Genomic DNA, 24971 nt, shown 5'->3' with positions numbered 1-24971 from the left:
GTCATGTTACGGCGGGTGCGCTTCGCTTACCCGCCCTACGGTGAGCGACCATTGTTTTTTGTAGGGTGGGTAAGGCGCAGCCGCACCCCCCTTTTTATGCGCCACGTTGCGCCAGACGTTCGTAGGGCGGGTAAGCGTGAGCGCACCCGCCTTCCGTCACGCACCCACCTTACATGCCATCAACCGTGGCTCAAAACCTCCTGCGCCTGCTCGGGCTTATCGAGCATACGCAGCATCGTGCTAGCAATTTCCCGCTCGCCCATCACCACCTCATTCGCGCCGCGCTCGGTGATGTAATCCACCTCGTCGTCGTAATGGGCGCGGGCGATGATGTCGATATCCGGGCGCTTCTCACGCGCGGTGGCGACGATTTCGCCCGCCTCATAGCCGTTAGGGATGGTCAGCAGCAGCCAGCGCGCGCAGTCGAGATGCGCCAGCGCCAGCGTCTGCTCATTGGCCGCGTTGCCCAGCACCGCGCGAACGCCGCGCTCGCGTAGCGCCTCGACGCGGGTGCGGGAAGTTTCCACCACCACCAGCGGAATGCCCTCAGCGATAAGCTTCTCGCCAAGCAGGCTGCCGACGCGACCATAGCCCACCAGCAGCGCGTGATTGCAGATATCCACCGGGTTCTGCTGTTCCTCTTCCAGCGCCTCTTCCAGCGTCTGTTCTTCCAGCTCGTCGTGACGAGAAAGAAAGCGCTCCAGCAGCACAAACAGCACCGGATTAAGCATGATGGACAGGATCGCGCCCGCCAGCACCAGGTTCTGCCCGTCCTGCGGCAGCAGATCCAGCGCCATGCCAAGCCCCGCCAGAATAAACGCGAATTCGCCAATCTGCGCCAGGCTTACCGCAATCGTCAGCGCGGTGCGGCGCGAGTGGCCGAACAGCTTCACCAGCGCAAATGCCGCGAGCGATTTGCCGAACAGGATAATCAGCAGCGTGCCCAGCACCGCCAGCGGCTGCTGAACCAGAATCATTGGGTCAAACAGCATCCCGACCGAGACGAAAAACAGCACCGCGAAGGCGTCGCGTAGCGGCAGGGTATCGTGCGCGGCGCGGTGGCTCAGCTCCGATTCGTTCAGCACCACCCCCGCGAAGAACGCGCCCAGCGCAAAGGAGACGTCAAACAGCTCGACGGCGCCGAACGCAATCCCGAGCGCCAGCGCCAGCACCGCGAGCGTAAACAGCTCTCGCGATCCGGTGGCGGCGCTACGCGCCAGGATCCACGGCACCAGGCGGCGGCCCACCAGCATCATCAGCGCGATAAACGCAATGACTTTACCGAGCGTAATAGCCATATCGAGGCTCAGCGTCGCAAGGCCGAGATTGCCTTTTTCCAGCATCCCGGCGACGGCGGGCAGCAGGACCAGCGTCAGCACCATCACCAGGTCTTCGACGATAAGCCAGCCGATGGCTATCTGCCCGCGCTGGCTCTCAATCAACTGCCGCTCTTCAAGCGCGCGCAGCAGCACCACGGTACTGGCGGTGGAAAGACACAGGCCGAACACGACGCCGGTCATCAGCGACCAATCAAGTAAGGTAGAGAGCCCGACGCCCAGCAGCGTCGCCACGGCTATCTGCAAAATCGCGCCAGGGATGGCGATAGACTTTACCGCCAACAGATCCTTCAAAGAGAAATGCAGACCCACGCCGAACATCAACAGGATCACGCCAAGCTCAGCCAGCTCCGGCGCAAGCTTTGTATCCGCGACAAAACCGGGCGTAAACGGCCCGGCCACCACGCCCGCGAGCAGGTATCCCACCAGCGGTGAAATACGCAGCCGGTTGGCGAGCATACCGAGAATAAAGGCCAGAACAAGGCCACCGACAAGTGTGGTGATAAGCGGTGTGGCGTGATGCATTCCGTCTCCTTTCGTTGAATGTGATACACCGGATGTTTTGCGTACAACTCGTAACAGTTTATGACAATTTTCGGCAGCGCGGGGCAGTTTATTAGCGAAAACTTTCTTAAATCCCCCATTAGACGAAAAAAATGCGAACCGGGCGCAGAATTCTATGTTATCGATAGCCAGGCGAGGCGTTATGCGGGAAACCGGTCGTGTCAGTTCGTATTTAGAGTGGCAAAAGTGCAGCTTTTGCCAAATGAAAAAGTAAATGGAAGCTCAACAGCGTTGATGAGTTCAAAAATGCCGCTTTTTTGACGAGGAGATGACCGTAAGGTGATAGCAATATTGTGAATTTACCGCGTGGCCGCCTTTTTTCGCTTATGAGCGCTAAATATCCGCCTTTGTGACAAGGTATAAACTTTGCTTGCCGTTACGCCGCGGTTTTGAGGAAAGTCGCAAATCTGAAAACAAAGTTGAGTATGTTCGGCAGGCGCTGTAATTTCAGCATTCACGTTAAGGATAGGGAGAGTTGTCATGGGGTTAGCCAGAAAAGGGTTGGCTGTCGCGCTGCTGGCGGGGCTTAGCCTGCTGAGCGGCGGCGCATCCGCCTGGGAGCAGGATAAAACGTATAACATCACCATTTTGCACACCAACGATCATCATGGTCATTTCTGGCGCAACGAATATGGCGAATATGGCCTGGCGGCGCAGAAAACGCTGGTGGACAGCGTGCGGCGTGAGGTCACGGCCCAGGGCGGCAGCGTGCTGTTGCTCTCCGGCGGCGATATCAACACCGGCGTGCCGGAATCCGATTTACAGGATGCCGAACCCGATTTTCGCGGCATGAATATGATTGGCTACGATGCGATGGCCGTCGGCAACCATGAGTTCGACAACCCGCTGAGCGTGCTGCGCCAGCAGGAAAAGTGGGCCAAATTCCCGCTGCTCTCCGCCAACATCTACCAGAAAAGCACCAACGAGCGCCTGTTCAAACCCTGGGCCATTTTCAAACCGCAGGACATCAAAATCGCCGTCATCGGGCTGACGACTGACGATACCGCCAAAATCGGCAACCCGGAATATTTCACCGATATCGAATTCCGTAAGCCAGCCGACGAAGCGAAACTGGTGATTCAGGAGCTTCAGCAGAACGAAAAACCGGACGTGATTATCGCCGCGACCCACATGGGCCATTACGATAACGGCGACCACGGCTCTAACGCGCCGGGGGATGTCGAACTGGCGCGAGCGCTGCCAGCAGGCGCGCTGACGATGATTGTGGGCGGTCACTCACAAGATCCGGTCTGTATGGCCTCGGAGAATAAAAAACAGGTGGATTACGTGCCGGGCACGCCGTGCGCGCCGGATCAGCAGAACGGCACCTGGATTGTGCAGGCCCATGAGTGGGGCAAATATGTCGGTCGTGCCGATTTCCAGTTCCGCAATGGCGAAATGAAACTGGTGCGCTATCAACTCATCCCCATCAACCTGAAGAAGAAAGTGACCTGGGATAACGGCCAGACCGAGCGTGTGCTCTATACGCCGCAGATCCCGGAAAATCCGCAGATGCTCTCGCTGCTGACGCCATTCCAGAAAAAAGGCCAGGCGCAGCTGATGGTCAAAATCGGCAGCGTCAACGGGCGGCTGGAAGGCGATCGCAGCAAAGTGCGTTTTGTGCAGACCAGCATGGGCCACCTGATCCTTAACGCCCAGATAGCGCGCACCGGCGCGGATTTCGCGGTGATGAGCGGCGGCGGCATTCGTGACTCCATCGAAGGCGGCGACATCACCTATAAAGATGTGCTCAAGGTGCAGCCGTTCGGCAATACGCTGGTGTATGCCGATATGACCGGCAAAGAGGTGCTGGAATACCTGACCGCCGTCGCGCAGAAAAAACCGGATTCCGGCGCCTATCCGCAGTTTGCTAACGTTAGCTTTACGGCGTCTGGCGGCACGCTGAATGACGTCAAAATCAAAGGCGAGCCGGTCGATCCGGCGAAAACCTACCGCATGGCGACGCTCAGCTTTAACGCCACCGGCGGCGACGGCTACCCGCCCATCGATAAAAAGCCGGGTTACGTTAATACCGGTTTTGTGGATGCTGAAGTGCTGAAACAGTACATCCAGCAGAGCTCGCCGCTGGATGTGGGCGCACTGGAGCCGAAAGGCGAGGTAAGCTGGCAGTAACTCAGTCGCGGCGGGCGATGTCAGCGAACTGCGCGTTCAGCAGTTTCGCTAAATCCTCCGCCGCCAGTTCGATATCCAGCCCGCGCTTGCCGCCGGAGATATAAATGGCCGGGAAGTCGCGGGCGGGCGCGTCAATCAGCGTCGGCAGGCGTTTTTTCTGGCCGAGCGGGCTGATGCCGCCTACCAGATACCCGGTCGTGCGCTGCGCTATCATCGGGTCCGCCATTTCAACTTTCTTGGCGCCCAGCGCCTTCGCGACCTTTTTCAAATCCAGCTGTGTGGCGACCGGCGTGACGGCAACCGCCAGATGTTTCATATCGCCATTCACCGCCACCAGCAGCGTTTTATAGACCTGCTCTGCGTTAAGCCCGAGCTTGCGCACCACTTCATCGCCAAAATTGGTTTCATTCGGATCGTGCTCATAGGCATGCAGCGTAAAAACTATCTTATTTTTTTCGAGTAGATTAACCGCGGGCGTCATGTTTCCTTTCCCATTTCTTTGGCCTGTCGGCGCAGCATAGCGCCAGACAGGGGCGAAAAAATTGTATCAGCTTGCTGGATTATATTGGCAGCGTGGATGGTTTGCGCGACAATCGCCGCAACCGTTCGCTAACGCGCACGGCATAACGATAATAACGAAAGTTCCTCTTTGACGGGCCAGTAGCGATACTGGCCTTCTTTTTAAGACGCGCGAAACATCGCCGGCAGGTTATCTTCGCCGTAGAGATGCAGCGCGCCGACCGCCACCACGTAGCGTCCCGGCGGCAGCGAGAGCAGGTAATGGTGCCACTGCCGGTTACGCTGCTGCATCAGCATATCCCCAAGCTCGGCGCTGAAAGTGTTCGGCAGCGCGACGCTACCCGCCGCCTCAGGCGGACGCGCCATCCACCAGCCCATCATAATCTGCAACAGGCGCGCGTTGGTGTGCCAGTGGGTTAGCGTATCTTCAAGCAACGCCAGACCGTCCTGCGGCAGGCGGCGCAGCAACTCCACCTGACTTTGAGCGCCTTCCAGTTCGTTCACTTTCACCTGGTGCGTCTGCGCCGCGTTTAAGAGCTGATAATCGATGCCGAAATCGGGCCGCAAGCCGAGGCGCTGCGCCTGGTGAGCCTGTAAAATCAGCGCCACCTGCCAGAGCGGCAGCGTATCCAGCCGGGAGAGCGGCAACGCCAGATCGTCGATATGTTTTTCAAGCTGGCTGAACAGCGCCTCGTCGAGACGCTCGCCGAGCGGCGGGCAGGGCGGCGGATCGCCGAAGGGCGAGTCATCGCCACGGATATCAGCTTCGACGATCAGCGCATCGGCACGCCGCAGTTTTTCGACCAGACGTGCGGGGAGCGGCGCCATATCCGCCGTGCCCATATGAATGCTGCCGACCAGGTGCAGATAGCGCCCGCCGGGCAGCGTAATATCGACCGCAGGCCACGGATAACCGGGGCGCAGAGTGTCAAACCAGGTGCGCAGACGACGTAACAGGCCCATAACCACTTCCCCTGACGTAAAAAGCCATGCTAACGCGCAGGCGGGGCGGGTGCAAACAAGAGGCGGGGTCAAACCGGGCAGCCCACCTCGATCGCGCTGCGCCTCGTCCGTGAGCCGGTATTCCGCCATCATGGTCCTTTATTCGTCCATGAGTTGTCGAAAATAATCATCGCCGTCGGTCAGTCTGCCGTGATCGATATCCTGTTTCGCACGTTCCAGTTTCGCCTGCAATAACTGGCGCGCCGTGCAGCGGCCATAAAAAAGCCCGCTGAGGCGGGCTTTGCGCTTATTTTTTCGGGTTAAACCGCAGCAGCCGGTTGGCGTTACTGACGACGGTAATCGACGAGAGCGCCATCGCGGCGCCTGCGACCACCGGGTTCAGCAGGGTGCCGGTCAGCGGCCAGAGGACGCCTGCCGCGATGGGAATGCCGAGCGCGTTATAAATAAAAGCGCCCAGCAGGTTCTGCTTCATATTGCCAAGCGTCGCTTTGGAAATCGCCATCGCGTCGGCCACCCCCGTCAGGCTATGACGCATCAGGGTGATCGCGGCGGTTTCAATGGCCACATCGCTGCCGCCGCCCATCGCGATCCCCACTTCCGCCTGGGCCAGCGCCGGGGCGTCGTTAATGCCATCGCCAATCATCGCCACTTTACGGCCTGCCTGCTGGAGCTTCTGAATCGCCTGCGCTTTACCATCCGGCAGCACGCCTGCGATCACCTCGTCAATACCCGCCTCGCGGGCAATGGCGTTTGCGGTGACGGCGTTATCGCCAGTCAGCATCACCAGGCGGTAGCCTTCGCGGTGCAGACGCGCCAGGGCGTCGGCGCTGTCTGCACGCAGCGGATCGCGAATGGCGAAGAGGGCCGCCAGCGTACCGTTCACCGCCAGCAGCACCGGCGTGGCGCCGAGACTCGCCTCACGCTGCGCCTCATCGCGCAGCGCGTCGGTCGCGATGCCGTTTTCTTCCAGCAACGCCTGATTGCCGAGCAGCAGCGTTTTCCCCTGCGCCTCGCCGCTAACGCCAAGACCGCGCAGCGTTCGAAAGCCACTGACGGCGGGCAGCGAAGCCCCTTCGGCGCGCTCGATGATGGCGCGGGCCAGCGGGTGGCTGGAGCCTTGCTCCAGCGCGGCGGCGAGGCGCAGCGCGTCCGCTTCGGTGATGTCGCCCGTGGTGGCGATGGCCGCCACCTGCGGTTTACCTTCGGTCAGGGTACCGGTTTTGTCGAACACCAGCGTGTCTACGTCGCTTGCCCGTTGCAGCGCGTCGGCGTCACGCACCAGCACGCCGAATTCCGCCGCGCGCCCGACGCCTGAGATAATCGACATCGGCGTGGCGAGCCCCAGCGCGCAGGGGCAGGCGATGATCAGCACCGTAGTGACAATCACCAGCGTATAAACGATCTGCGGGGCCGGGCCGGCGAAATACCAGACCGCGCCGCTGAACAGCGCAATCAGCACCACGACCGGGACGAACACGGCGGAGATGCGGTCGGCCAGCTTGCCGATTTCCGGCTTGCTGCTCTGCGCCTGGCGCACCATGCGGATAATGCGCGACAGCGTGGTGTGGTTGCCCACCGCGGCGGCGCGGAACAGCACGCTGCCGTCCTGCACGACGGTGCCCGCGTGAATGGTGTCACCTGCCGCTTTTTGCTGCGGCACCGGTTCGCCGGTTAGCATCGCTTCGTCAAACCAGCCTTCGCCATCGGTAATGTCGCCATCCACCGGCACGCGATCGCCGGTTGTGAGGCGCAGCGTCATGCCCGGCGTCACCTCCGCCAGCGGTAATTTTTTCTCGCCTTCCGGCGTGACGACGCGCGCGACTGGCGGCGTCAGATCCAGCAGGCGTTCCAGCGCCTTCGACGAACGCTGGCGGGCGCGCGCCTCCAGCATATGGCCGAGGTTAATCAGGCCGATGATCATGGCGCTGGCTTCGTAATAGAGGTGGCGCGCTTCCATCGGGAAGTGTTGCGGCCAGAGGTTGACGCTCATGGAGTAGAGCCATGCCGCGCCGGTGCCGAGCGCCACCAGCGTATCCATGGTCGCGCTGCGGTTGCGCAGGCTTTTCCAGGCGCTCTGGTAGAAGTGGCCGCCCGCGAAAATCATCACGCCGAGCGTGATAAGGCCAATGACCAGCCAGAGCGAACGGTTTGCGTCGGTGACCATCATGTTGTCGCCGAACATGCCCCAGATCATTACCGGAATACCCACGGCGAGTGCGAGCGCCGCCTGCCAGCGAAAGCGTTTCATGGCCGCCTGCGCGGTCTGTTGCTGGCGTTCGCGGCGTTCGGCGTCGTCATCGATGGCTTCGGCGCCGTAGCCCGCTTTTTCAACCGCTGCAATTAAGTCAGCGGCGGAGGCGTGGCCCATCACCAGCGCCGTGCGCTCCGCGAGATTGACCCGTGCCTGCGTGACGCCCTCGACCCCCTGCAGGGCGCTCTGAACGCGGCTCACGCAACTGGCGCAGCTCATGCCGTTGATAAGCAGCTGTCGGCTGTCGTCATCGTCGGCGATATCCGCTGCCGGAAGCTCAGGTTGCGCCGCTGTCAGTGCTTCCGACGGGGTTGATGACTCTGTCAGCGGGTTAGCCTTTGGGTGTGCGAGCGTCGCGTCGTAGCCGGCCTGTTTCACCGTCTCAATCAGGGCGTCCGCAGGCGCGGTGGTGGTGACGCTGGCATGTTCGATAGTGACGTCAGCGCGTTCAACGTCGGGGCGCTGTTCCAGGCTCTCTTTCACCCGTTTTACGCAGTGTCCGCAGGAAAGCCCGTCCAGGGCCAGTTCTATGGTGTTTGACATACGTTGTCTCCTCAGTAAGCGGTCAGCTCAGGGTTGACCAGAAAACGGAATGTTTTCAACTGTGCTTAAGCGTAAACCTTCCATCAAGGGGAAGGTCAAGGTTTTAAATCGCGGATGGAAAGAGAGGTGTAAAAAGGGTGTCCAGAGAGCGCCAGAAATCCGGGCAATGTGTCCATTAGGCACCGAAAATGAGGGGCGAAAGGGCAGGTCGTTTTCTGTTAGCGTGGTTCGCTGATAAATTCTTTCACACGCACGAGAAATCTGGTTCTGGAAAATGTTATGAAATTTCTGAAATTATCGCTTTTTGCTGCGATCGGGGCGGTATGCGGCGCAGCGCTGATGCTGCTGATCTTGCCGGTGGTGTGTCGCGTAGTGGTGGGGCCGATACAGGGTGAAGATCAAATGTCGCAAAACTTTGTGATTTTCCTGGTGGGAACGCCGTTACTGGCTGCGATCGGTGCCTTTGCTGGCTGGTTTCTCGGCACAAAAGTGATTCAGAAGCATTAACCTGGCCTGCGACACTTTCTGCCAGCCCTTATGGGACGCCATGCGTTATAATCCCATAGCAAAATGCCGGGATTACCGAGGGGAATAGCGCCTGTGGCGATTACGTGCGTCACCTGGTGAAGTAGCATCGTGCTTTACGGCACGGCGTCATTCAAACCTGCCTGAAGGGGGAAACGTGAATATCAGCGATGTGGCGAAAAAAACCGGGCTGACCAGCAAAGCGATTCGTTTTTACGAAGAGAAAGGACTGGTGACGCCGCCGCTACGCGGCGATAACGGCTACCGGACATACTCGCAGCGGCATATCGACGAGCTGACGCTGCTGCGTCAGGCCCGGCTGGTGGGGTTTAACCTGGAAGAGTGCCGCGAGCTGGTGCATCTGTTTAACGATCCGGCGCGCCACAGCGCGGACGTCAAAGCGCGCACGCTGCAAAAGGTCGCGGAAATTGAAAGCCATATTGAAAGCCTGCGGGCGATGCGCCAGCAACTGCTGGATCTCGCCGCCGCGTGCCCGGGGGATGACAGCGCCGACTGCCCGATTATCGATAATCTCTCCGGCTGCTGCCACCGGCGTGCTGACGCGTAACGTCAGCGCCCGGCGTTCATCACGAAAATCACCGCCCCGCGATACCACGGCGACGCCGCAAGCGTAGTCTCCTGCGCGTTATCCCACTCGCCATTCTGGGCGATGCCAATTTTAAACGGAATGCGCAGGCCGAGCAGGGCGGGCAAATACCGCGCGTAGCCCGGCACCGTGTGGCGACCCTGATAGGTCTGCACCACCAGTTCATCCACCGGCAGGGTGTTAAGCTGCGCAACGCTGCCGGTCTGCGCCCAGTCGAGCAGACCGGTCACGCCGAGCGCGAAACGGTCATCCAGCCGCGCCCGCAGCCGCGTTAAAAACTGCCCATAGTCGTCGATGCGCCGTGTCGCTGCGTCAAAATCAATCTGTAACCCGATCACCGGATTTCCCGCCTGCGCCCAGCGCACGGGCAAGCGGGCCAGCGTGTCGAGCGTTTCATCGGTGAGATCGAGCCGCTCAAGCCGCACGGTGAGCCAGAGGGCAGGCGCGCGCAGGCGGGCCACCGGCTGGCCGAGGCGCACAAACACGGGCTTGCCCAGGCGCGTCACTACATCGCCCTGATGAAGATAGATAACCTCAGCCTGACGCAGCGCCGCAGGCGGCCTGACGCCGGACCAGAGCCAGAAGGCCCGGTAGTCGGCGTCATTCGCCCGCGTCGCCTGCGCCCACGCGCTCGTTGTCGCCAGCAGCAGGCTTACCAGTAATATTTGAGCTGCTGCGCCCATGGGCTTCCCGGCCAGTTTTTCTTAAGCTGCCCGAACCAGGCTTTGCGCGTCGCTTTATCGACATCCTCGCCGCCGCAGTCGTTATACCCTGACGGCGCATAACACATCACGGCGCGGTACAGCGCGTAGCTTTTATCTTCCGGTTCGGCTTTCGGGTTGGCGATCACCTGCTGGTAATAGTGCTGACGGTTCGGCAGCCCGACCGGATGTTCGGTACGGGTCACAGTATCAAGCGTGCTGTTGCCGCCGGTATCGCCCCACGGGTTAACCTGCGCGCCCGTTACGCGGAAAAACTCGCCCAGACAGTTCAGCGCGTGGCTGTCGTCAGGATGCGCCGCCAGCGTTTTCGCGGTCTCGTCGAGCGGCGTACAGGCGTAGCCTTCCGCCACGTCATCGCCTTTCCAGGCGAAGACTTTCAGACTGACGTCGCCGAACGCCTGTTCATCGAGCGGTTTGAGATCCCTGACAAGCGCTTTGTCCTGGAGATAATCCTGGTAGCGGCCTTCGGTCAGATGGCGGGTGAGCAAGGTATGCAGCGCGATGGTGCGCTCCTCGTTATTCATGCCGTGCAGCGCCTGGTCTTTAAGGAGATCCAGCGGCGCGTTGGTTTTCAGCACCAGCGAGCGGTAGCGCAGGCCCGTCACCAGGCTCTGTGGCGCGAAAATCGCCGCGGTTTCGTTGTTCTCAACCAGCGCGGCCGCCAGCTTCATCTGCAACAGCTGTTGCTCTGCGCCTGGCTTTGCGGATTTCAGCAGGCGCTGCCAGTGGTCACGCGCGGCGGCCCACTGCTTCTGCGCGCCCAGCGCGTCGCCGTACAGCACCTGCTCGCTGAAGGCGAGAATATCGTTCTGCGGCACACTGTCGGCAGGCTTAATGGCCGCCACGACGGCCGCGTAATCCTGCTGCTGCCAGAACAGCCAGGCGTTTTGCAGGTAGTTCCACTGCGCCATCAGCCCCGCTTTTTCATAGAACGGCTTGTAGTCGTCGAGCATCTGGCGCGTTACGTGCGGGTTTTTGTCGCCTTTACGCTCATACTCGCGCAGCCAGCGCAGCGTCTGGGTAAAGGTGAGCAGCGGCGCGTCCGGGCTGCTGACAAACCAGGTGTCGCCGCTGGCGTCTTTGCTTTGCAGTTTGCTGTCGTTCTCTAAAAGCAGCGCGCGCAGGGCGTCGGCGTCGGGGGCCGCTTTCAGCGCCTGCTCGTAGCGCGGGGCCAGCGCGTCCCAGTCCTGGAGATACCAGTAGATGCGACGCTGCATGCCGCGTGCGGAGTCAGCGTAGTCGCCCTCCGGCCAGGCTTTCAGATAAGCCTCGGAAAAGGTCAGCGCCTCGCGGGCGGCGTTTTTGTCGATTTTAGTGGTATCAAACAGGCCGTAATCGTCGTCGACGGCGGTGGCGCTGCTCTGGTTAAGCGCCACGCGCATCAGCATATAGGCGGCGGTCTGCGCCACCCACGGCTGGTTGCTCGCCTTGAGCGCCGTAAAGCTCTCCCTGGCGGCGGGGTAGTCGCCCTGGTAAAAGGCGGTCGCGGCGCCAAGGTAAGCATCGAACGCGGCGGCGGCCGAACCCTGCGGCGCGTTGAGGTTGTCGGGCGCGCTGTCTGGCGCCTGATAAATGCTCAGGCGGGCCTGCGCCAGATGCTGGCGCTGCGCGTCGGTAAGCGATTTCTCATTATTCAGCGCGGTCAGAAACGCGATAACGCTCTGCGAATTATTGGAGACGAAACGGTTCTCACGGTCCGCGTCGCTGAGCGTCGCGGCGGTCGGGTCGAGATGCATGCTGGTCAGCAGCGTTGCCAGCGGATCCGGCGCGTCGCCTGCCGCGGTGCCGGTGGCGGCAGCCTCAGCGGCATCTTCTTCGTGGTAGCCGAAGTGGTAATCGCGGGTGGCGCGCGTGTCGGCGGGCAGCGGCCAGACCGGCAGGGCGAAATGTTTCTGTTCGCTGATCATGCGAATCAGGTTATCGCGGGTGTCGTTATTCACATTAAGCCAGGGCTCGCTTTGCAGTACGCAGCCGGGCGCGCCCCAGGTGCAGTCTTCGATATCGGAAGAGGCCTGCGCGCAGAGCGTGGGCAGCGTCAGCAGCGCAAGGGCAATCCCTGTCAGTCGTAGCGTCATAACGTCGTTTCCTTGTGAATATTTTGTAAAAAAGCCTGCCCGGATCATGCCCGAACAGGCTTTTATTGAACAGTGCTGTCTTGCGAGAATCGGTTATTGCGTGCGGCTGGCCTGTACGCGCAGGCGAATGCCGTCAAGCGCGACCACTTCCACGACCGTGCCTGCCGGTAAATCGCTGCTCGCGGTCACCGGCCAGACGCTGTCGCCGACGGTGATCTGCCCGCGACCATTCTCCAGCGCCTGCGTCAGCGTAAAGCGCTGGCCGATAAGCTGCTGGCCGCGCTGGTTAAGCGCATTGTCAGGCCGCGGCTGCGCCCGCCGTGACAGCCAGCGCCACCAGAGCCAGACAGCGATAAGCATGAACAGCGCGAAACTGACGCCCTGCCACTCCCAGCCCAGCGGCAGAAGCCAGGTAAGCAGCCCGGTCGCCACCGCCGCCACGCCGCTCCAGAGCAGAAAGCCGTTACCGCCGAGCATTTCCGCCGCCAGCAGCAGGCCGCCCAGGCAGAGCCAGAAGACGTGAGGGTGAGAGAGGATAAGCGTCATCATGGGCGTTTACGCTCGGTGCCGCTCTCTTTCATTAGCTCGGCGATACCCGCGATCGAGCCCATCAGGCTTGAGGCGTCAAGCGGCATCATGACGACTTTGCTGTTGCTGGAGGAGCCAATCTGCTGGAGCGCGTCGGTATATTTCTGCGCCACAAAGTAATTCACCGCCTGAATGTCGCCCGCGGCGATCGCTTCGGAAACCATCTTCGTGGCGCGCGCTTCCGCCTCGGCAGAACGTTCACGGGCTTCCGCCTGTAAGAACGCCGACTGACGCTCGCCTTCCGCTTTGAGGATCTGCGACTGTTTTTCGCCCTCGGCTTTGAGGATCTCCGCCTGGCGCACGCCTTCGGCCTCCAGAATGTAAGCGCGTTTGGTACGTTCGGCTTTCATCTGAGCGTTCATCGAGGCGATAAGCTCGGCAGGCGGGCGCACGTCGCGGATTTCGATACGCGTGACTTTAATGCCCCATGGATTGGTGGCTTCATCGACAATATGCAGCAGGCGGGTGTTGATGCTGTCGCGCTGCGACAACATTTCGTCCAGCTCCATCGAGCCGAGCACGGTACGGATGTTGGTCATGGTCAGGTTGATGATGGCAAGTTCAAGGTTGCTCACCTCATACGCCGCGCGCGGCGCGTCGATAACCTGGATAAAGCAGACGGCGTCGATAGTGACGTTGGCGTTATCTTTAGAGATAACTTCCTGCGACGGGATATCGAGCACTTGCTCCATCATATTGATTTTGCGGCCCACGCGATCCATAAACGGCACCACAAGATTCAGGCCGGGCTGAAGGGTTTTGGTGTACCGGCCAAAGCGTTCCACGGTCCACTGGAAACCCTGCGGCACGATTTTGACACCCGCTAAAACGATAACCAGCGCGACGAAAATAAGAACGGGAATAATAAACAGCATCGAAACAACCTCCTGTTGTGTGCAATAGCGACTATTGTACCGCCTGCCAGCCCCGGGCGCAGCGCCCGAATCTGGCAGGGGAACGTCACGGCATCCTTGCCGGTGGGGGATCAGTAGAGCAGGGAGTAGAGCTGACGGCGATATTTCGATGCCAGCGCGTCACCGGTGCCCAGCGCGGCCAGGATTTCCTGGAACATCTTACGCGCCTGACCGTCGGCGGCATTAAGATCTTTCTTCAGGTGTACGAAAAGCAACTCCAGCGCCTCTTCGTTACGCCCGACCTGATGCAGTTGCAACGCAAGCTGGCTGGCGAGCTGCGCGTCATCCGGGTTTTGCTGCACCTGCTGTTGCAGTTGCTGGATTTCCGGCGTGTCCGCTGCCTGTTTCAGCAGGTCTATCTGCGCCACCAGGCTCTGATAACGGGTGTCCTGATCCTGCAACGGAATAGTTTTCAGCACCGCTTCCGCGTCTTCAGAGCGGTTAAGGGCGATCTGAACCTGCGCCAGCAGAAGGCCGATTTCGCTCGCCTGGTTCGACATCTGCCACGCGTCTTTCAGCAGCGGCAGCGCGTCGGCGTTTTTGCCTTCCTGCATCAGCGCCATCGCTTCCTGCGCTTTCAGCTCTTCTTCACGCGGCAGCACTTTATCGAGCAGCGCGCGGATCGCTTCTTCCGGTTGCGGGCCCTGGAAGCCATCTACCGGCTGGCCCTGGCTGAACAGGTACACGGTCGGAATAGCGCGCAGACCAAACTGCCCGGCGATAGCCTGCTCGTTATCGCAGTCCACTTTCGCGAGGATAAACTGGCCCTGATACTGGTTCGCCAGTTTCTCCAGCACCGGCGTCAGTTGCTGACAGTGCTGGCTGCGATCGGACCAGAAATAGAAGAGCACCGGCACATTCATGGATTGCTCCAGGATCTGGTGCAGGTTCGCTTCGCTGAGATTGATAATATTCTGTTCGGACATGAGTGACTCTCTGTTGTCGATTTTCTTTTTACATGGGGGCGGGGCGCGCGCCTTCAACTTACCCGTGTAAAATTTTGTCCATCATTCGCGTCGGCAGTAGCCGTTTCAGTATGCCTACCGCGTGGGTCACCAGCGTGACCGGGTAGCGAATGCGCGGATTCGGGCTCTCAAAAGCATGGCGCACTTTGGCGACGACCGCCTCGGGGCCGAGCGTAAAACGCGCGGCGATGCCGGGGTTTTCGACCGGTTTGTCCGTCTGCGTCTGGTTAACGTTTTCCGTAAAGCGCGTGCGTATAGGGCCCGGCTCAATCAGGCTCACCTTCACGCCGCTGTAGCGCAGCTCCATGCGCAGCGCGTCAGACCACGCCTCCAGCGCATATTTGCTGGCGGCGTAGGCGCCGCGTCCGGGCGTTGAAATTAATCCCATGACCGAGCTGGTGTTGACGATGCGCCCTTCGCCGTGCGGCAGCATCGCGGGCAACAGCAGCATGGTGAGCTGATGCGCGCCGAAAAAGTTGGTGGAGAACTGCTGTTCCATCTGCGCGCGGCTGATGGTGGAGAGCGGCCCGTAAACGCCGTAGCCGCCGTTATTGAAAATCCCGTACAGCCGGTTATTCGTCAGGCGAATCACCTCCTGCGCGGCGGCTTCCACGCTCTGCGGCGAATCGAGATCGAGTTCGATGCCGGTAAAGCCCAGCGTGTTCATCCGCGCCACATCCTCCGGTTTGCGGCAGGCCGCGAGGATCTGAAACCCCTGGCGGCGCAGCTCGTGCGCGCAGGCAAGACCGATACCGCTGGAACATCCTGTAATTAAGAGTGATTTTTGCATAACTTTACCCGCTCAGCGCCCCGCAGGGTTATGAGTCGTGTTTAACTAAAGGGGCCAGTCGCTGCGCCATCCAGTCGGCGATAAACGGCTGGGCGTCGCGATTGGGATGAATGCCGTCGTCCTGCATCCACTGCGGTTTGAGGTAAACCTCTTCCATAAAAAAGGGCAGCAGGGAGATGGAAAAGGATTGCGCCAGTTCCGGGTAAATCGCTTCAAACGCCTGATTGTAGCGGCGTCCGTAGTTCGCTGGCAGTTTTATCTGCATCAGCAGCGGCTCCGCGCCCGCGGTTTTAACCTGTTCTATGATTTTCCTGAGCGTGGCGGAAAGCGTATCCGGCGGAAACCCGCGCAGGCCGTCGTTGCCGCCAAGCTCAATCAGCACCCAGCGCGGCTGATGCTGTTTAAGCAGCGCTGGCAGGCGCGAAAGGCCCTGCTGGGCGGTGTCGCCGCTGATGCTCGCGTTTACCACGCGCACGTCGCGCTGCTGCCATTTATCGTTCAGCAGCGCAGGCCAGGCGGCATCCGCCGCCATACGATAACCGGCGCTCAGGCTGTCGCCCAGCACCAGTAACGTGTCCGCCGCGGCGGCGCGAAAGCTTAATAACGCCAGTAACAGGAAAGGGAAATGCCAGCGGAAAACATTCTTGAAGTTCATCATCTTAATAAATCCGTCGGTCAGGGGGAACACGCACTTTCCATCCTTACCGGAGTTGAACTGGTTGTCAAACCGGGCCAGAGCATCGCGCTGGTGGGCGAGTCGGGCTCCGGCAAGTCAACGCTGCTGGCGATTCTGGCGGGGCTGGACGACGGCACCAGCGGCGAGGTGCGCCTGCTGGGCGAGCCGCTGCACCAGATGGACGAAGAGGCAAGAGCGCGGCTGCGCGCGCGGGATGTGGGCTTTGTGTTTCAGTCGTTCATGCTTATCCCCACACTTAACGCGCTGGAGAATGTCGAACTGCCCGCGATGCTGCGCGGCGAAACCGGCAAGGCCAGCCGCCAGCAGGCGCAGGCCTTGCTGGAACAGCTGGGGCTTGGCAAACGTCTCGATCATCTGCCCGCGCAGCTCTCCGGCGGCGAACAGCAGCGCGTGGCGCTGGCGCGCGCATTTAACGGCCGCCCGGCGGTGCTGTTTGCCGATGAACCCACCGGCAACCTGGATCGCCAGACGGGCGAGCGCATCGCCGATCTGCTTTTCTCTTTAAACCGCGACAGCGGCACCACGCTTATCCTCGTGACTCACGATCCTGAACTGGCGGCCCGCTGCGATCGCACGCTGCGGCTGCGCGACGGCAAGCTGTGGGAAGAAGCATGACGGCCCGCTGGTTCTGGCGCGAATGGCGCTCGCCGTCGCTATTAATTGTCTGGCTGGCGCTGAGCCTGGCGGTGGCCTGCGTGCTGGCGCTCGGCAACATCAGCGACCGCATGGAGAAAGGCTTAAGCCAGCAGACCCGTGAATTTATGGCGGGCGACAGGACGCTCAGGAGCTCCCGCGCGGTGCCGCAGGCGTGGCTCGATAAAGCGGGGGAAGAGGGGATTGCCGTCTCACGGCAGCTCAGTTTTTCCACCATGACCTTCGCCGCCGACCGCCCGCAGCTGGCGAGCGTTAAGGCGGTGGATACGCGCTACCCGCTCTACGGCACGCTGCAAACGCGCCCGCAGGGGCTGCTGCCCGCGCCGGGAACGGTGCTGCTGGCGCCGCGCCTGATGGCGCTGCTTGGCGTGAAACCTGGCGATCCGGTGGACGTGGGCGACGCGACGCTGAAGGTGGCGGGCGAGGTCATCCAGGAGCCGGACAGCGGCTTTAACCCGTTCCAGATGGCCCCGCGGCTGCTGATGAATCTGACGGATGTCGAACAGACCGGCGCGGTGCAGCCCGGCAGCCGTCTCACCTGGCGCTATAAATTCGCAGGCACGCCGGGGGCGCTCGCGCAATATGAACGCTGGCTGCTGCCGCAGCTTCAGCCGGAACACCGCTGGACCGGCCTTGAGCAGGACGACAGCGCGCTCGGTAAATCGCTCCAGCGCTCGCAACAGTTCCTGTTGCTTTCGGCGCTCCTGACCCTGCTGCTGGCGGTGGCCGCGGTGGCGGTAGCGATGAGCCACTACTGCCGTAGCCGCTATGACCTGGTGGCTATTCTGAAAACGCTGGGCGCCGGACGCGCGGCGCTGCGCAAGCTGATTGTCGGTCAGTGGCTGATGGTGCTGCTGCTGGCGACCCTCACCGGCGGGGCGGCAGGGCTGCTTTTCGAAACGATCCTGATGCAGTTGCTCAGGCCAGTGCTGCCCGCTGCGCTGCCGGAAGCGAGTTTCTGGCCGTGGCTGTGGGCCGTGGGCGCAATGGTCGTGATTTCGCTGCTGGTGGGCGCGCGGCCTTATCGCTTGCTGCTCGCGACGCAGCCGCTGCGGGTGCTACGCCGCGACACCGTAGCGAATCTCTGGCCGCTGAAAATCTATTTGCCGGTAATGGCGTTCGTCGTGGTGGCGCTGCTTGCCGCGCTGATGGGCGGACGAATGCTGCTCTGGGCGGTGCTGGCGGGCGCGGTGGTGCTGGCGGCGCTGTGCGGGCTCGCGGGCTGGGCGCTGCTGTGGGGCATGCGTCGCCTGCGGCTGCGCTCGCTGGCGCTGCGTCTCGCGGTCAACCGCCTGTTGCGTCAGCCCTGGCAAACCCTGAGCCAGCTCGCCACGTTCTCGCTCTCTTTCATGCTGCTGGCGCTGCTGCTGGTGCTGAGAGGCGATCTGCTCGACCGCTGGCAGCAGCAGTTGCCGCCGGAAAGCCCGAACTATTTTCTCATTAATATCGCACCGGAGCAGCGTGATGCGGTGAAAGCGTTTCTGGCGGAGCATCAGGTTATCCCGCAGGCGTTTTACCCCATCGTGCGTGCGCGGCTGACGCAGATTAACGGCAAGGCCACGGCGGGCAACGAGGATGAAGCGCTCAACCGCGAGCTGAACCTTACCTGGCAGGCGGAACGCCCGGAACATAATCCGATTACCGCAGGACGCTGGCCGCCGGGGCCGGGCGAGGTTTCAATGGAAGAGGGGCTGGCGAAGCGCCTGAATATCGCGCCTGGCGACAGCGTCACTTTTACCGGCGACACCCAGGCGTTTACGGCGAAAGTGACCAGCCTGCGCAAAGTGGACTGGGAGAGCCTGCGGCCTAACTTTTTCTTTATCTTCCCGCCTGGCGCGCTGGACGGGCAGCCGCAGAGCTACCTGACCAGTTTCCGCGCTGACAAGGCCGATACCATGCTGACGCAGCTTAACCGGGAGTTTCCGACGGTGAGCGTGCTGGATATTGGGGCGATCCTCAAACAGATAGGCCAGGTGCTGGAGCAGGTGAGCCGCGCGCTGGAGGTGATGGTCGTGCTGGTGACCGCCTGCGGCGTGTTGCTGCTGCTGGCGCAGGTGCAGGTGGGTATGCATCAGCGCCGCCAGGAGCTGGTGGTTTACCGCACGCTGGGCGCGGAGAAAAAACTGCTGCGCGCCACGCTCTGGAGCGAGTTCGCGCTGCTTGGCCTGGTGGCGGGGCTGGTGGCCGCCATCGGGGCCGAAGTGGCGCTTGGCGTCCTGCAAACCCGCGTGTTTGACTTCCCGTGGGAGCCGGACTGGCGGCTGTGGGCGATGCTGCCGCTCTGCGGCGCGCTGCTATTGTCGCTGTGCGGCGGCTGGCTTGGCGTGCGGCTCCTGAAAGGTAAAGCGCTGTTTCGCCAGTTTAACGGCTAGCGCAGTAGCGGCGGCGCAGCCAGGCGTCCACCTGGTGATAGTCGCCGCGAAACGCAATGTGCTGCGCTTTTTTTTCCAGCTGATAGCGATACATCGGGTCGTAATAGCTTTCCAGCAGCGGCGCAAGCCAGGCGAAGTGGCCGTCGGTATCACCGGTACGCTGCTGGCGGGCCAGCGCGGCGGCCTGTAGCGAGGCAAGCTCTGCGTAACGCGCAAGCCCGAGACGGCGACGAATGGCGTAAAGCCCGTGATGCAGGTAGTCGCCGTAAGCGCGCCAGCTCGCGGCTTCATCGTCGAGGGCTACCTGAAACGCTGCCTGCATCTGCACAAAATACTCTTCACGCAGCCGCTCCAGACGGCGTTCCAGCGGCTCTTCCACCACGACTACAGGCGCCTGTAGCATCTGTTCGCGCAGCACGGCGGGCAGATGGTTGGCGCCTATCATTTTGCCTTCGTCTTCCAGCACCCAGAATGGGTTATTGAGGGTTGTCCAGCGGGCATGATGGTTAAGCATCGCGGCGGCGAGATGGTTTTCAAAGCTGGCCTGCGCCCGTTGCGGCGTCAGCGTCCGGCCAAACGACGAGCCGCGGTGATGCGCCAGCCCTTCCAGATCGATGCCCGTCGGCAGCGCTTTTACCAGCTGCGTTTTGCCGCTGCCGGTACAGCCGCCAATGAGCACCATCGGCAGACGGCTTAAGCGATCCGTGGCGTCCATGGCCGCCTGGCGCAGCCGTTTATAACCGCCTTCCACCAGCGGATAGTCGATGCCGCGCTCGCACAGCCACTGCTGAACGATATGACTGCGCATTCCGCCGCGGGCGCAGCAGAGATAGCCCTCAGGATGATGCTCGCAGGCGAGACGCCATGCGTGAAACCGGGCTTCGCGCGTCTCGCCGCACACCAGACGGTGGCCGAGCGCCAGCGCGGCCTGCTGGCCGTGCTGTTTGTAACAGGTGCCCACCGCCGCGCGCTCGTCGTTATTCATCAGCGGCAGATTTATCGCCCCCGGCATGGCGCCCTGCGCAAACTCCACCGGCGCGCGGACATCAATCAGCGTGACGCCGCGCGTGATTAGCGCCAGCGCGTCGTCGCTGTCTGGCCGCCGTCCTGCATCCTTTTTCATGTTGTTCTCGCTTTTTAAAAACGCCGCTATTGTACGCCGCTCACTCTTGCCGGGGTATACGGAAAACGCGCCGGGCGGCTTCGATAAATTCCGGCAATCCAAATGCGCAAACCAGCAAAGCCGGACGTGTTCGACTGAAAAAACGGTGAAAATCGCAGCGAAAACGCTTTATTCAGCCATCGATATTTCCGGACGACTTTACCGCTCGCCTTCTTTACCGCCAGAACAGCACAGAATATTCCATCTGGTTCTAACGGGCCGCGAATGATTCTTTAACCACGCAAAAACGCAGTCCTATCATTTGGCCATTCTCTGATGACCGGATAAACCGACCATGTCGATAGTCGATTCTGTAACCTCTCTTATCGGGCAGACGCCGCTGCTGCGCCTCGCAAAGCTCGATACCGGCCCGTGTGAACTGCTGCTGAAACTGGAAAACCAGAACCCCGGCGGCTCCATTAAAGACCGCGTGGCGCTCTCGATGATTAACGAGGCCGAACGCCTGGGGCGGCTTGCGCCCGGCGGCACCATCATTGAAGCCACGGCGGGCAATACCGGCCTTGGCCTTGCGCTTATCGCCGCCCAAAAGGGCTACCGGCTGATTCTGGTGGTGCCTGACAAAATGAGCCGCGAGAAGATTTATCACCTGCGTGCGCTGGGCGTGGACGTGCGGCTCACCCGCTCGGACGTTAACAAAGGCCACCCGGCGTATTACCAGGATTACGCGCAGCGCCTCGCCGATGAAACGCCCGGCGCGTTTTATATCGACCAGTTCAATAACCCGGCTAACCCGCTGGCGCATCAGACCACGACCGCGCCTGAGCTTTTTTCGCAGGCTGACGGACACATTGACGCCATCGTGGTGGGTGTCGGCTCCGGCGGCACGCTCGGCGGGCTACAGGCCTGGTTCCGCGAGCACTCGCCCCATACCGAATTCGTGCTCGCCGATCCGGCGGGATCGATCCTGGCCGATCAGGTTGAAACGGGTCGCTATCACGAGGCGGGATCCTGGCTGGTCGAAGGCATCGGCGAGGATTTCATTCCGCCGCTCGCGCATCTGGAGGGCGTCCGGCAGGCCTTTCGCGTGACCGACGCCGCCGCGTTCGCCGCCGCGCGCGATCTGCTGAAAATCGAAGGGGTGCTGGCGGGCTCTTCCACCGGCACGCTGCTGACCGCCGCGCTGCGTTACTGCCGTGCGCAGACCGCGCCGAAGCGCGTAGTAACGTTCGCCTGCGACAGCGGCAATAAATATCTCTCGAAAATGTTCAATGACGACTGGCTGCGCCAGCAGGGGCTACAGACGCGGCCTTCTGTAGGCGATCTGCGAGATTACATCGCGTTTCGCCATGACGAAGGCGCAGCGGTGACCGCAGCACCCGATGACACGCTCGCGACGGTGCTCGCCCGGATGCGGCTTTACGATATCTCTCAGCTTCCGGTGCTGGCGCAGGGGCAGGTGGTGGGCATTGTCGATGAGTGGGACCTGCTGACCTTTATTCAGGGCGACAGCCAGCGCTTTCTCACGCCCGTCTCGGCGGCCATGAACCGCGAGGTGGTGACGCTCGATAAAAGCGCCAGCGAGCGGGCGCTGTTTGAGGTTTTCGAACGCGGGCTGGTGGCGGTCATTACTGACGACACGCGCTTTCTCGGGCTTATCACCCGCACCGATGTGCTGAACCGCTGGCGCAACCAGCTTGAATCATAAGGAGTTTTATCATGGATAAATTTGCAACGCTCAGCGTGCACAGCGGCACGCATCACGATCAGCATGGCGCGGTGATGCCGCCGATCTACGCCACCTCCACCTACGCGCAGCCTGCGCCCGGCGAGCATACCGGCTATGAATATTCGCGTAGCGGCAACCCGACGCGTCACGCGCTGGAGCGCGCCATCGCGGAACTGGAGGCAGGCAGCCAGGGGTTTGCGTTCGCCTCCGGGCTGGCGGCGATTTCCACGGTGCTGGAGCTGCTCGACAAAGAGAGCCATATCGTGGCGGTGGACGATGTTTACGGCGGCACGTACCGTCTGCTGGAGAACGTGCGTAAGCGCACCGCGGGGCTGACCGTTTCCTGGGTGAAACCGGACGATCTCGCGGCGCTGGAGGCGGCGATCCGCCCGGAAACCCGGATGATTTGGGTCGAGACGCCGACCAACCCGCTGCTGAAACTGGCGGATCTGGAGGCTATCGCCGGGCTGGCGCGGCGCCGTGGGGTGATAAGCGTGGCGGACAATACGTTTGCGTCGCCCGCGATTCACCGCCCGCTGACGCTTGGGTTTGATATCGTCGTGCATTCAGCCACCAAATACCTGAACGGCCACTCGGACGTGGTGGCCGGGCTGGCGGTGGTGGGCGATAACCCTGAACTGGCGGAGCAACTGGCCTATTTGCAGAACGCCGTCGGCGGCGTGCTCGATCCGTTCAGCAGCTTTCTGACGCTGCGCGGCATCCGCACGCTGGCGCTGCGTATGGAGCGGCACAGCGCCAGCGCGCTGAAGATTGCGCAGCGGCTGGCGCAGCATCCTCAGGTGGAAAAAGTGTTTTTCCCGTGGCTGGAGAGCCACCCGCAGTATGCGCTGGCGCGCCGTCAGATGGCGCTTGCGGGTGGTATGATTTCCATCGTGGTGCGTGGCGATGACCTGCGTGCGGCGCAGGTGATTAAAAAGTTGCGGCTCTTTACGCTTGCCGAGAGCCTTGGCGGCGTGGAGAGCCTGGTGAGCCAGCCGTTCAGTATGACGCACGCCTCGATTCCGCTTGAGCAGCGGCTGGCGAACGGGATTACGCCGCAGTTGATTCGGTTGTCGGTGGGGATTGAAGACGCGGAGGATTTGCTGGCGGATCTCGAACAGGCGCTGGAGGCATAATGTTGGCCCGGCGGGTGCGCTGCGCTTACCCGCCCTACAATTTCACCGTTGCTAATACTCGTAGGGTGGGTAAGCGGAGCGCGCCCACCGTTCAGGCACTCGCGACACCCAATAAAAAAGCACCCCGCAGGGTGCTTTTCTTATCGTAACAGCGCCTGCGCCCAGGCGATGCCGCTTGCATATTCCGACGGCAGCAACGGAGCGAGCGCTTCCAGCGTGGCGTCAATCAGCGTCGCCTCGGCATCGCTCAGATTCAGATGCCCGACTTTACGCCCTTCACGCACCTCTTTGTCATACCAGTGCAGATGTACCAGCGGCAGCTTCAGCCAGTCGTAATTCAGATCGGTACCAATCAGATTCACCATTACCGACGGGCCGCTCACTACCGGCTGCGGCAGCGGCAGACCGGTCACGGCGCGCAGATGCAGCTCAAACTGGCTGATGGACGCGCCGTTTTGCGTCCAGTGGCCGCTGTTATGCACGCGCGGCGCCAGCTCGTTAATCAGCAAGCCCTGCGGCGTGACGAAACACTCCATCGCCATCACGCCCACATAATTCAGCTCGTCCATAATCGCGCGCAGCATCGCTTCCGCCTGCGTTTGCTGCGCGGCGCTCGCCTGCGGGAACGCGACGCTGGTGCGCAGAATGCCGTCCTGATGCAGGTTATGGGTCAGCGGATAAAAGACTGCGCTGCCGTCATGGGCGCGCGCGCCGACCAGCGACACCTCGCCGGAAAAGTTAATGCCCTGCTCGACGATGCACTCGCCATAGCATTCGCTGGGCAGCATATCGGTCTCGTGCGCGCGCAGTCGCCACTGACCGCGGCCGTCGTAGCCGCCGGTGCGGCGCTTGACGATAGCCAGCTCACCGAGACGCGCAAACACCTGCGGCCATTCGCTGCTATTAGCCAGCAACTGCCACGGCGCGGTGGGGAGATTTAGCTTATCGAGCAGCTGTTTCTGGGTAAAACGGTCGGCGATAAGCGGGAAAACGTCGCGGTTAACGAACGCATTATGGCGCGCCAGTTCGCGGGTCAGGGCGGTTTCCGGCCAGCGTTCAATTTCCGCTGTGATAACGCTTTGCGCGAACGGCACCGCCTGCGGATCGGCATCCAGCCCTACCGGCCAGACGCGAATGCCAAGCGGCTCGCCCGCCTGGCGCAGCATTCTGCCCAGCTGGCCGTTACCCAGCACGCATACCTGCTTCATGCCTCACCCCGCGGGTCCGGATTCTCCAGCACTTCCTCGGTTTGCTTCTGACGCCAGTTCTCAAGGCGCGCCAGCAGCGCGCTGTCGTGCTGCGCCAGGATCTGGGCGGCCAGCAGGGCCGCGTTCGCCGCGCCCGCTTTACCGATAGCCAGCGTGCCGACCGGAATGCCGCGCGGCATCTGGACGATAGAGTAGAGGCTGTCCAGCCCGCTCAACGCCGCGCTCTGCACCGGCACGCCCAGCACCGGCACCAGCGTTTTCGCGGCAATCATGCCCGGCAGATGCGCCGCGCCGCCTGCGCCCGCGATGATCACCTGAAACCCGTTCTCCTGCGCGCTTTCGGCGAAGCTGAACAGTTTATCCGGCGTGCGGTGCGCGGAGACCACTTCAACATGGTGAGGAACATCCAGAGCATCGAGGATTTCTGCGGCAAACTGCATGGTGGCCCAGTCGCTTCTGGAACCCATGACGATGGCGATACGCGCCGGGGTGTGGCTGGAGGACATACGTCTCAAAACTCCTGTGGTCAGGCGGCAAAATCAACGGGGTCGCCGTTACG

The 24971-nt window shown here is 61.5% G+C and carries 21 protein-coding genes; 7 read left to right on the top strand and 14 right to left on the bottom strand.

The features are described from left to right. Nucleotides 1–179 precede the first annotated feature (179 nt). On the bottom strand, nt 180–1862 hold the full coding sequence (gene ybaL, locus AB8W27_RS15370; protein WP_012815593.1) for a YbaL family putative K(+) efflux transporter: 1683 nt from the start codon (nt 1860–1862) through the stop codon (nt 180–182). A 519-nt stretch (nt 1863–2381) separates the two neighbouring features. Here ybaL and ushA point away from each other — a divergent pair. Further along, the gene (ushA, locus tag AB8W27_RS15365; RefSeq protein ID WP_041923279.1) at nt 2382–4034 is read left to right on the top strand and encodes a bifunctional UDP-sugar hydrolase/5'-nucleotidase UshA; all 1653 of its coding nucleotides are present in this window, start codon (nt 2382–2384) and stop codon (nt 4032–4034) included. Between the two features lies 1 nt (nt 4035). Here ushA and ybaK read toward each other — a convergent pair whose 3' ends face one another. The 3 genes from ybaK to copA form a co-directional block, all read right to left on the bottom strand. Continuing rightward, on the bottom strand, nt 4036–4515 hold the full coding sequence (gene ybaK / locus AB8W27_RS15360) for a Cys-tRNA(Pro)/Cys-tRNA(Cys) deacylase YbaK (RefSeq protein WP_012815595.1): 480 nt from the start codon (nt 4513–4515) through the stop codon (nt 4036–4038). 200 nt (nt 4516–4715) lie between these two features. Beyond that, the gene (locus tag AB8W27_RS15355; RefSeq protein ID WP_041923280.1) at nt 4716–5516 is read right to left on the bottom strand and encodes a TraB/GumN family protein; all 801 of its coding nucleotides are present in this window, start codon (nt 5514–5516) and stop codon (nt 4716–4718) included. A gap of 286 nt (nt 5517–5802) precedes the next feature. Further along, entirely contained in the window at nt 5803–8310 is a 2508-nt protein-coding gene (gene copA, locus AB8W27_RS15350) for a copper-exporting P-type ATPase CopA (protein WP_041923281.1), read from the bottom strand. A 279-nt stretch (nt 8311–8589) separates the two neighbouring features. Between copA and AB8W27_RS15345 the strand changes: the two genes are divergently transcribed. Beyond that, a complete protein-coding gene (locus AB8W27_RS15345) occupies nt 8590–8817 on the top strand; it encodes a hypothetical protein (protein ID WP_007767814.1) in 228 nt (75 codons plus the stop codon). A 175-nt stretch (nt 8818–8992) separates the two neighbouring features. Then, nucleotides 8993–9403 carry a Cu(I)-responsive transcriptional regulator gene (gene cueR, locus AB8W27_RS15340; RefSeq protein WP_004387263.1) on the top strand — a complete coding sequence of 137 codons (411 nt, stop codon included), beginning with the start codon at nt 8993–8995 and terminating at the stop codon, nt 9401–9403. Between the two features lie 2 nt (nt 9404–9405). On the opposite strand, the gene AB8W27_RS15335 is transcribed toward cueR, so the two are convergent. The 7 genes from AB8W27_RS15335 to tesA form a co-directional block, all read right to left on the bottom strand. Further along, entirely contained in the window at nt 9406–10125 is a 720-nt protein-coding gene (locus AB8W27_RS15335) for a DUF3142 domain-containing protein (RefSeq protein WP_041923282.1), read from the bottom strand. Continuing rightward, on the bottom strand, nt 10095–12239 hold the full coding sequence (locus AB8W27_RS15330) for a hypothetical protein (protein ID WP_041923283.1): 2145 nt from the start codon (nt 12237–12239) through the stop codon (nt 10095–10097). The genes AB8W27_RS15335 and AB8W27_RS15330 overlap by 31 nt, the downstream gene beginning before the upstream one ends. Before the next feature lie 93 nt (nt 12240–12332). Beyond that, on the bottom strand, nt 12333–12788 hold the full coding sequence (locus tag AB8W27_RS15325) for an NfeD family protein (protein ID WP_012815600.1): 456 nt from the start codon (nt 12786–12788) through the stop codon (nt 12333–12335). Beyond that, nucleotides 12785–13702, bottom strand: coding sequence for an SPFH domain-containing protein (locus tag AB8W27_RS15320; RefSeq protein WP_041923284.1), 918 nt, complete (start codon nt 13700–13702; stop codon nt 12785–12787). Before AB8W27_RS15320 ends, AB8W27_RS15325 begins: the two co-directional genes overlap by 4 nt. Before the next feature lie 110 nt (nt 13703–13812). After that, on the bottom strand, nt 13813–14667 hold the full coding sequence (locus tag AB8W27_RS15315; RefSeq protein ID WP_041923285.1) for a co-chaperone YbbN: 855 nt from the start codon (nt 14665–14667) through the stop codon (nt 13813–13815). A 58-nt stretch (nt 14668–14725) separates the two neighbouring features. Further along, nucleotides 14726–15496, bottom strand: a complete 771-nt coding sequence (locus AB8W27_RS15310) for an SDR family oxidoreductase (protein ID WP_012815603.1) — start codon at nt 15494–15496, stop codon at nt 14726–14728. Between the two features lie 28 nt (nt 15497–15524). Next, a complete protein-coding gene (gene tesA / locus AB8W27_RS15305) occupies nt 15525–16154 on the bottom strand; it encodes a multifunctional acyl-CoA thioesterase I/protease I/lysophospholipase L1 (RefSeq protein ID WP_041923286.1) in 630 nt (209 codons plus the stop codon). Between tesA and ybbA the strand changes: the two genes are divergently transcribed. After that, nucleotides 16122–16808 (top strand): putative ABC transporter ATP-binding protein YbbA, encoded by a 687-nt coding sequence (gene ybbA / locus AB8W27_RS15300; protein ID WP_012815605.1) that lies wholly within the window; start codon nt 16122–16124, stop codon nt 16806–16808. The two genes, tesA and ybbA, sit on opposite strands and share 33 nt — an antisense overlap. Next, on the top strand, nt 16805–19219 hold the full coding sequence (ybbP, locus tag AB8W27_RS15295; protein WP_041923287.1) for a putative ABC transporter permease subunit YbbP: 2415 nt from the start codon (nt 16805–16807) through the stop codon (nt 19217–19219). The genes ybbA and ybbP overlap by 4 nt, the downstream gene beginning before the upstream one ends. Here the strand turns inward: ybbP and mnmH are convergent. Beyond that, nucleotides 19209–20342, bottom strand: a complete 1134-nt coding sequence (gene mnmH, locus AB8W27_RS15290) for a tRNA 2-selenouridine(34) synthase MnmH (protein ID WP_012815607.1) — start codon at nt 20340–20342, stop codon at nt 19209–19211. The two genes, ybbP and mnmH, sit on opposite strands and share 11 nt — an antisense overlap. A 334-nt stretch (nt 20343–20676) precedes the next feature. Here mnmH and AB8W27_RS15285 point away from each other — a divergent pair, with 334 nt between their 5' ends. Then, nucleotides 20677–22047, top strand: coding sequence for a pyridoxal-phosphate dependent enzyme (locus AB8W27_RS15285; protein WP_012815609.1), 1371 nt, complete (start codon nt 20677–20679; stop codon nt 22045–22047). 11 nt (nt 22048–22058) lie between these two features. Continuing rightward, a complete protein-coding gene (locus AB8W27_RS15280) occupies nt 22059–23204 on the top strand; it encodes a PLP-dependent aspartate aminotransferase family protein (protein WP_012815610.1) in 1146 nt (381 codons plus the stop codon). A gap of 140 nt (nt 23205–23344) precedes the next feature. Here the strand turns inward: AB8W27_RS15280 and purK are convergent, their stop codons facing one another. Beyond that, on the bottom strand, nt 23345–24412 hold the full coding sequence (gene purK / locus AB8W27_RS15275) for a 5-(carboxyamino)imidazole ribonucleotide synthase (protein WP_012815611.1): 1068 nt from the start codon (nt 24410–24412) through the stop codon (nt 23345–23347). After that, nucleotides 24409–24918, bottom strand: a complete 510-nt coding sequence (gene purE / locus AB8W27_RS15270; RefSeq protein WP_041923288.1) for a 5-(carboxyamino)imidazole ribonucleotide mutase — start codon at nt 24916–24918, stop codon at nt 24409–24411. Before purE ends, purK begins: the two co-directional genes overlap by 4 nt. Between the last annotated feature and the right edge of the window lie 53 nt (nt 24919–24971).

The organism is Cronobacter turicensis (assembly GCF_041222865.1).
Lineage (GTDB): Bacteria > Pseudomonadota > Gammaproteobacteria > Enterobacterales > Enterobacteriaceae > Cronobacter > Cronobacter turicensis.
The sequence above is the reverse complement of the archived record's forward strand: the minus strand, read 5'-3'. Positions and strand labels throughout refer to the sequence as shown.

What these genes read in the sequence shown, in the direction of transcription:
- ybaL (WP_012815593.1), bottom strand. Translation starts at nt 1,862, where the DNA reads ATGCATCACGCCACACCGCTTATCACCACACTTGTCGGTGGCCTTGTT.
- ushA (WP_041923279.1), top strand. Translation starts at nt 2,382, where the DNA reads ATGGGGTTAGCCAGAAAAGGGTTGGCTGTCGCGCTGCTGGCGGGGCTT.
- ybaK (WP_012815595.1), bottom strand. Translation starts at nt 4,515, where the DNA reads ATGACGCCCGCGGTTAATCTACTCGAAAAAAATAAGATAGTTTTTACG.
- AB8W27_RS15355 (WP_041923280.1), bottom strand. Translation starts at nt 5,516, where the DNA reads ATGGGCCTGTTACGTCGTCTGCGCACCTGGTTTGACACTCTGCGCCCC.
- copA (WP_041923281.1), bottom strand. Translation starts at nt 8,310, where the DNA reads ATGTCAAACACCATAGAACTGGCCCTGGACGGGCTTTCCTGCGGACAC.
- AB8W27_RS15345 (WP_007767814.1), top strand. Translation starts at nt 8,590, where the DNA reads ATGAAATTTCTGAAATTATCGCTTTTTGCTGCGATCGGGGCGGTATGC.
- AB8W27_RS15335 (WP_041923282.1), bottom strand. Translation starts at nt 10,125, where the DNA reads ATGGGCGCAGCAGCTCAAATATTACTGGTAAGCCTGCTGCTGGCGACA.
- AB8W27_RS15330 (WP_041923283.1), bottom strand. Translation starts at nt 12,239, where the DNA reads ATGACGCTACGACTGACAGGGATTGCCCTTGCGCTGCTGACGCTGCCC.
- AB8W27_RS15325 (WP_012815600.1), bottom strand. Translation starts at nt 12,788, where the DNA reads ATGATGACGCTTATCCTCTCTCACCCTCACGTCTTCTGGCTCTGCCTG.
- AB8W27_RS15320 (WP_041923284.1), bottom strand. Translation starts at nt 13,702, where the DNA reads ATGCTGTTTATTATTCCCGTTCTTATTTTCGTCGCGCTGGTTATCGTT.
- AB8W27_RS15315 (WP_041923285.1), bottom strand. Translation starts at nt 14,667, where the DNA reads ATGTCCGAACAGAATATTATCAATCTCAGCGAAGCGAACCTGCACCAG.
- AB8W27_RS15310 (WP_012815603.1), bottom strand. Translation starts at nt 15,496, where the DNA reads ATGCAAAAATCACTCTTAATTACAGGATGTTCCAGCGGTATCGGTCTT.
- ybbA (WP_012815605.1), top strand. Translation starts at nt 16,122, where the DNA reads ATGCCAGCGGAAAACATTCTTGAAGTTCATCATCTTAATAAATCCGTC.
- tesA (WP_041923286.1), bottom strand. Translation starts at nt 16,154, where the DNA reads ATGATGAACTTCAAGAATGTTTTCCGCTGGCATTTCCCTTTCCTGTTA.
- ybbP (WP_041923287.1), top strand. Translation starts at nt 16,805, where the DNA reads ATGACGGCCCGCTGGTTCTGGCGCGAATGGCGCTCGCCGTCGCTATTA.
- mnmH (WP_012815607.1), bottom strand. Translation starts at nt 20,342, where the DNA reads ATGAAAAAGGATGCAGGACGGCGGCCAGACAGCGACGACGCGCTGGCG.
- AB8W27_RS15285 (WP_012815609.1), top strand. Translation starts at nt 20,677, where the DNA reads ATGTCGATAGTCGATTCTGTAACCTCTCTTATCGGGCAGACGCCGCTG.
- AB8W27_RS15280 (WP_012815610.1), top strand. Translation starts at nt 22,059, where the DNA reads ATGGATAAATTTGCAACGCTCAGCGTGCACAGCGGCACGCATCACGAT.
- purK (WP_012815611.1), bottom strand. Translation starts at nt 24,412, where the DNA reads ATGAAGCAGGTATGCGTGCTGGGTAACGGCCAGCTGGGCAGAATGCTG.
- purE (WP_041923288.1), bottom strand. Translation starts at nt 24,918, where the DNA reads ATGTCCTCCAGCCACACCCCGGCGCGTATCGCCATCGTCATGGGTTCC.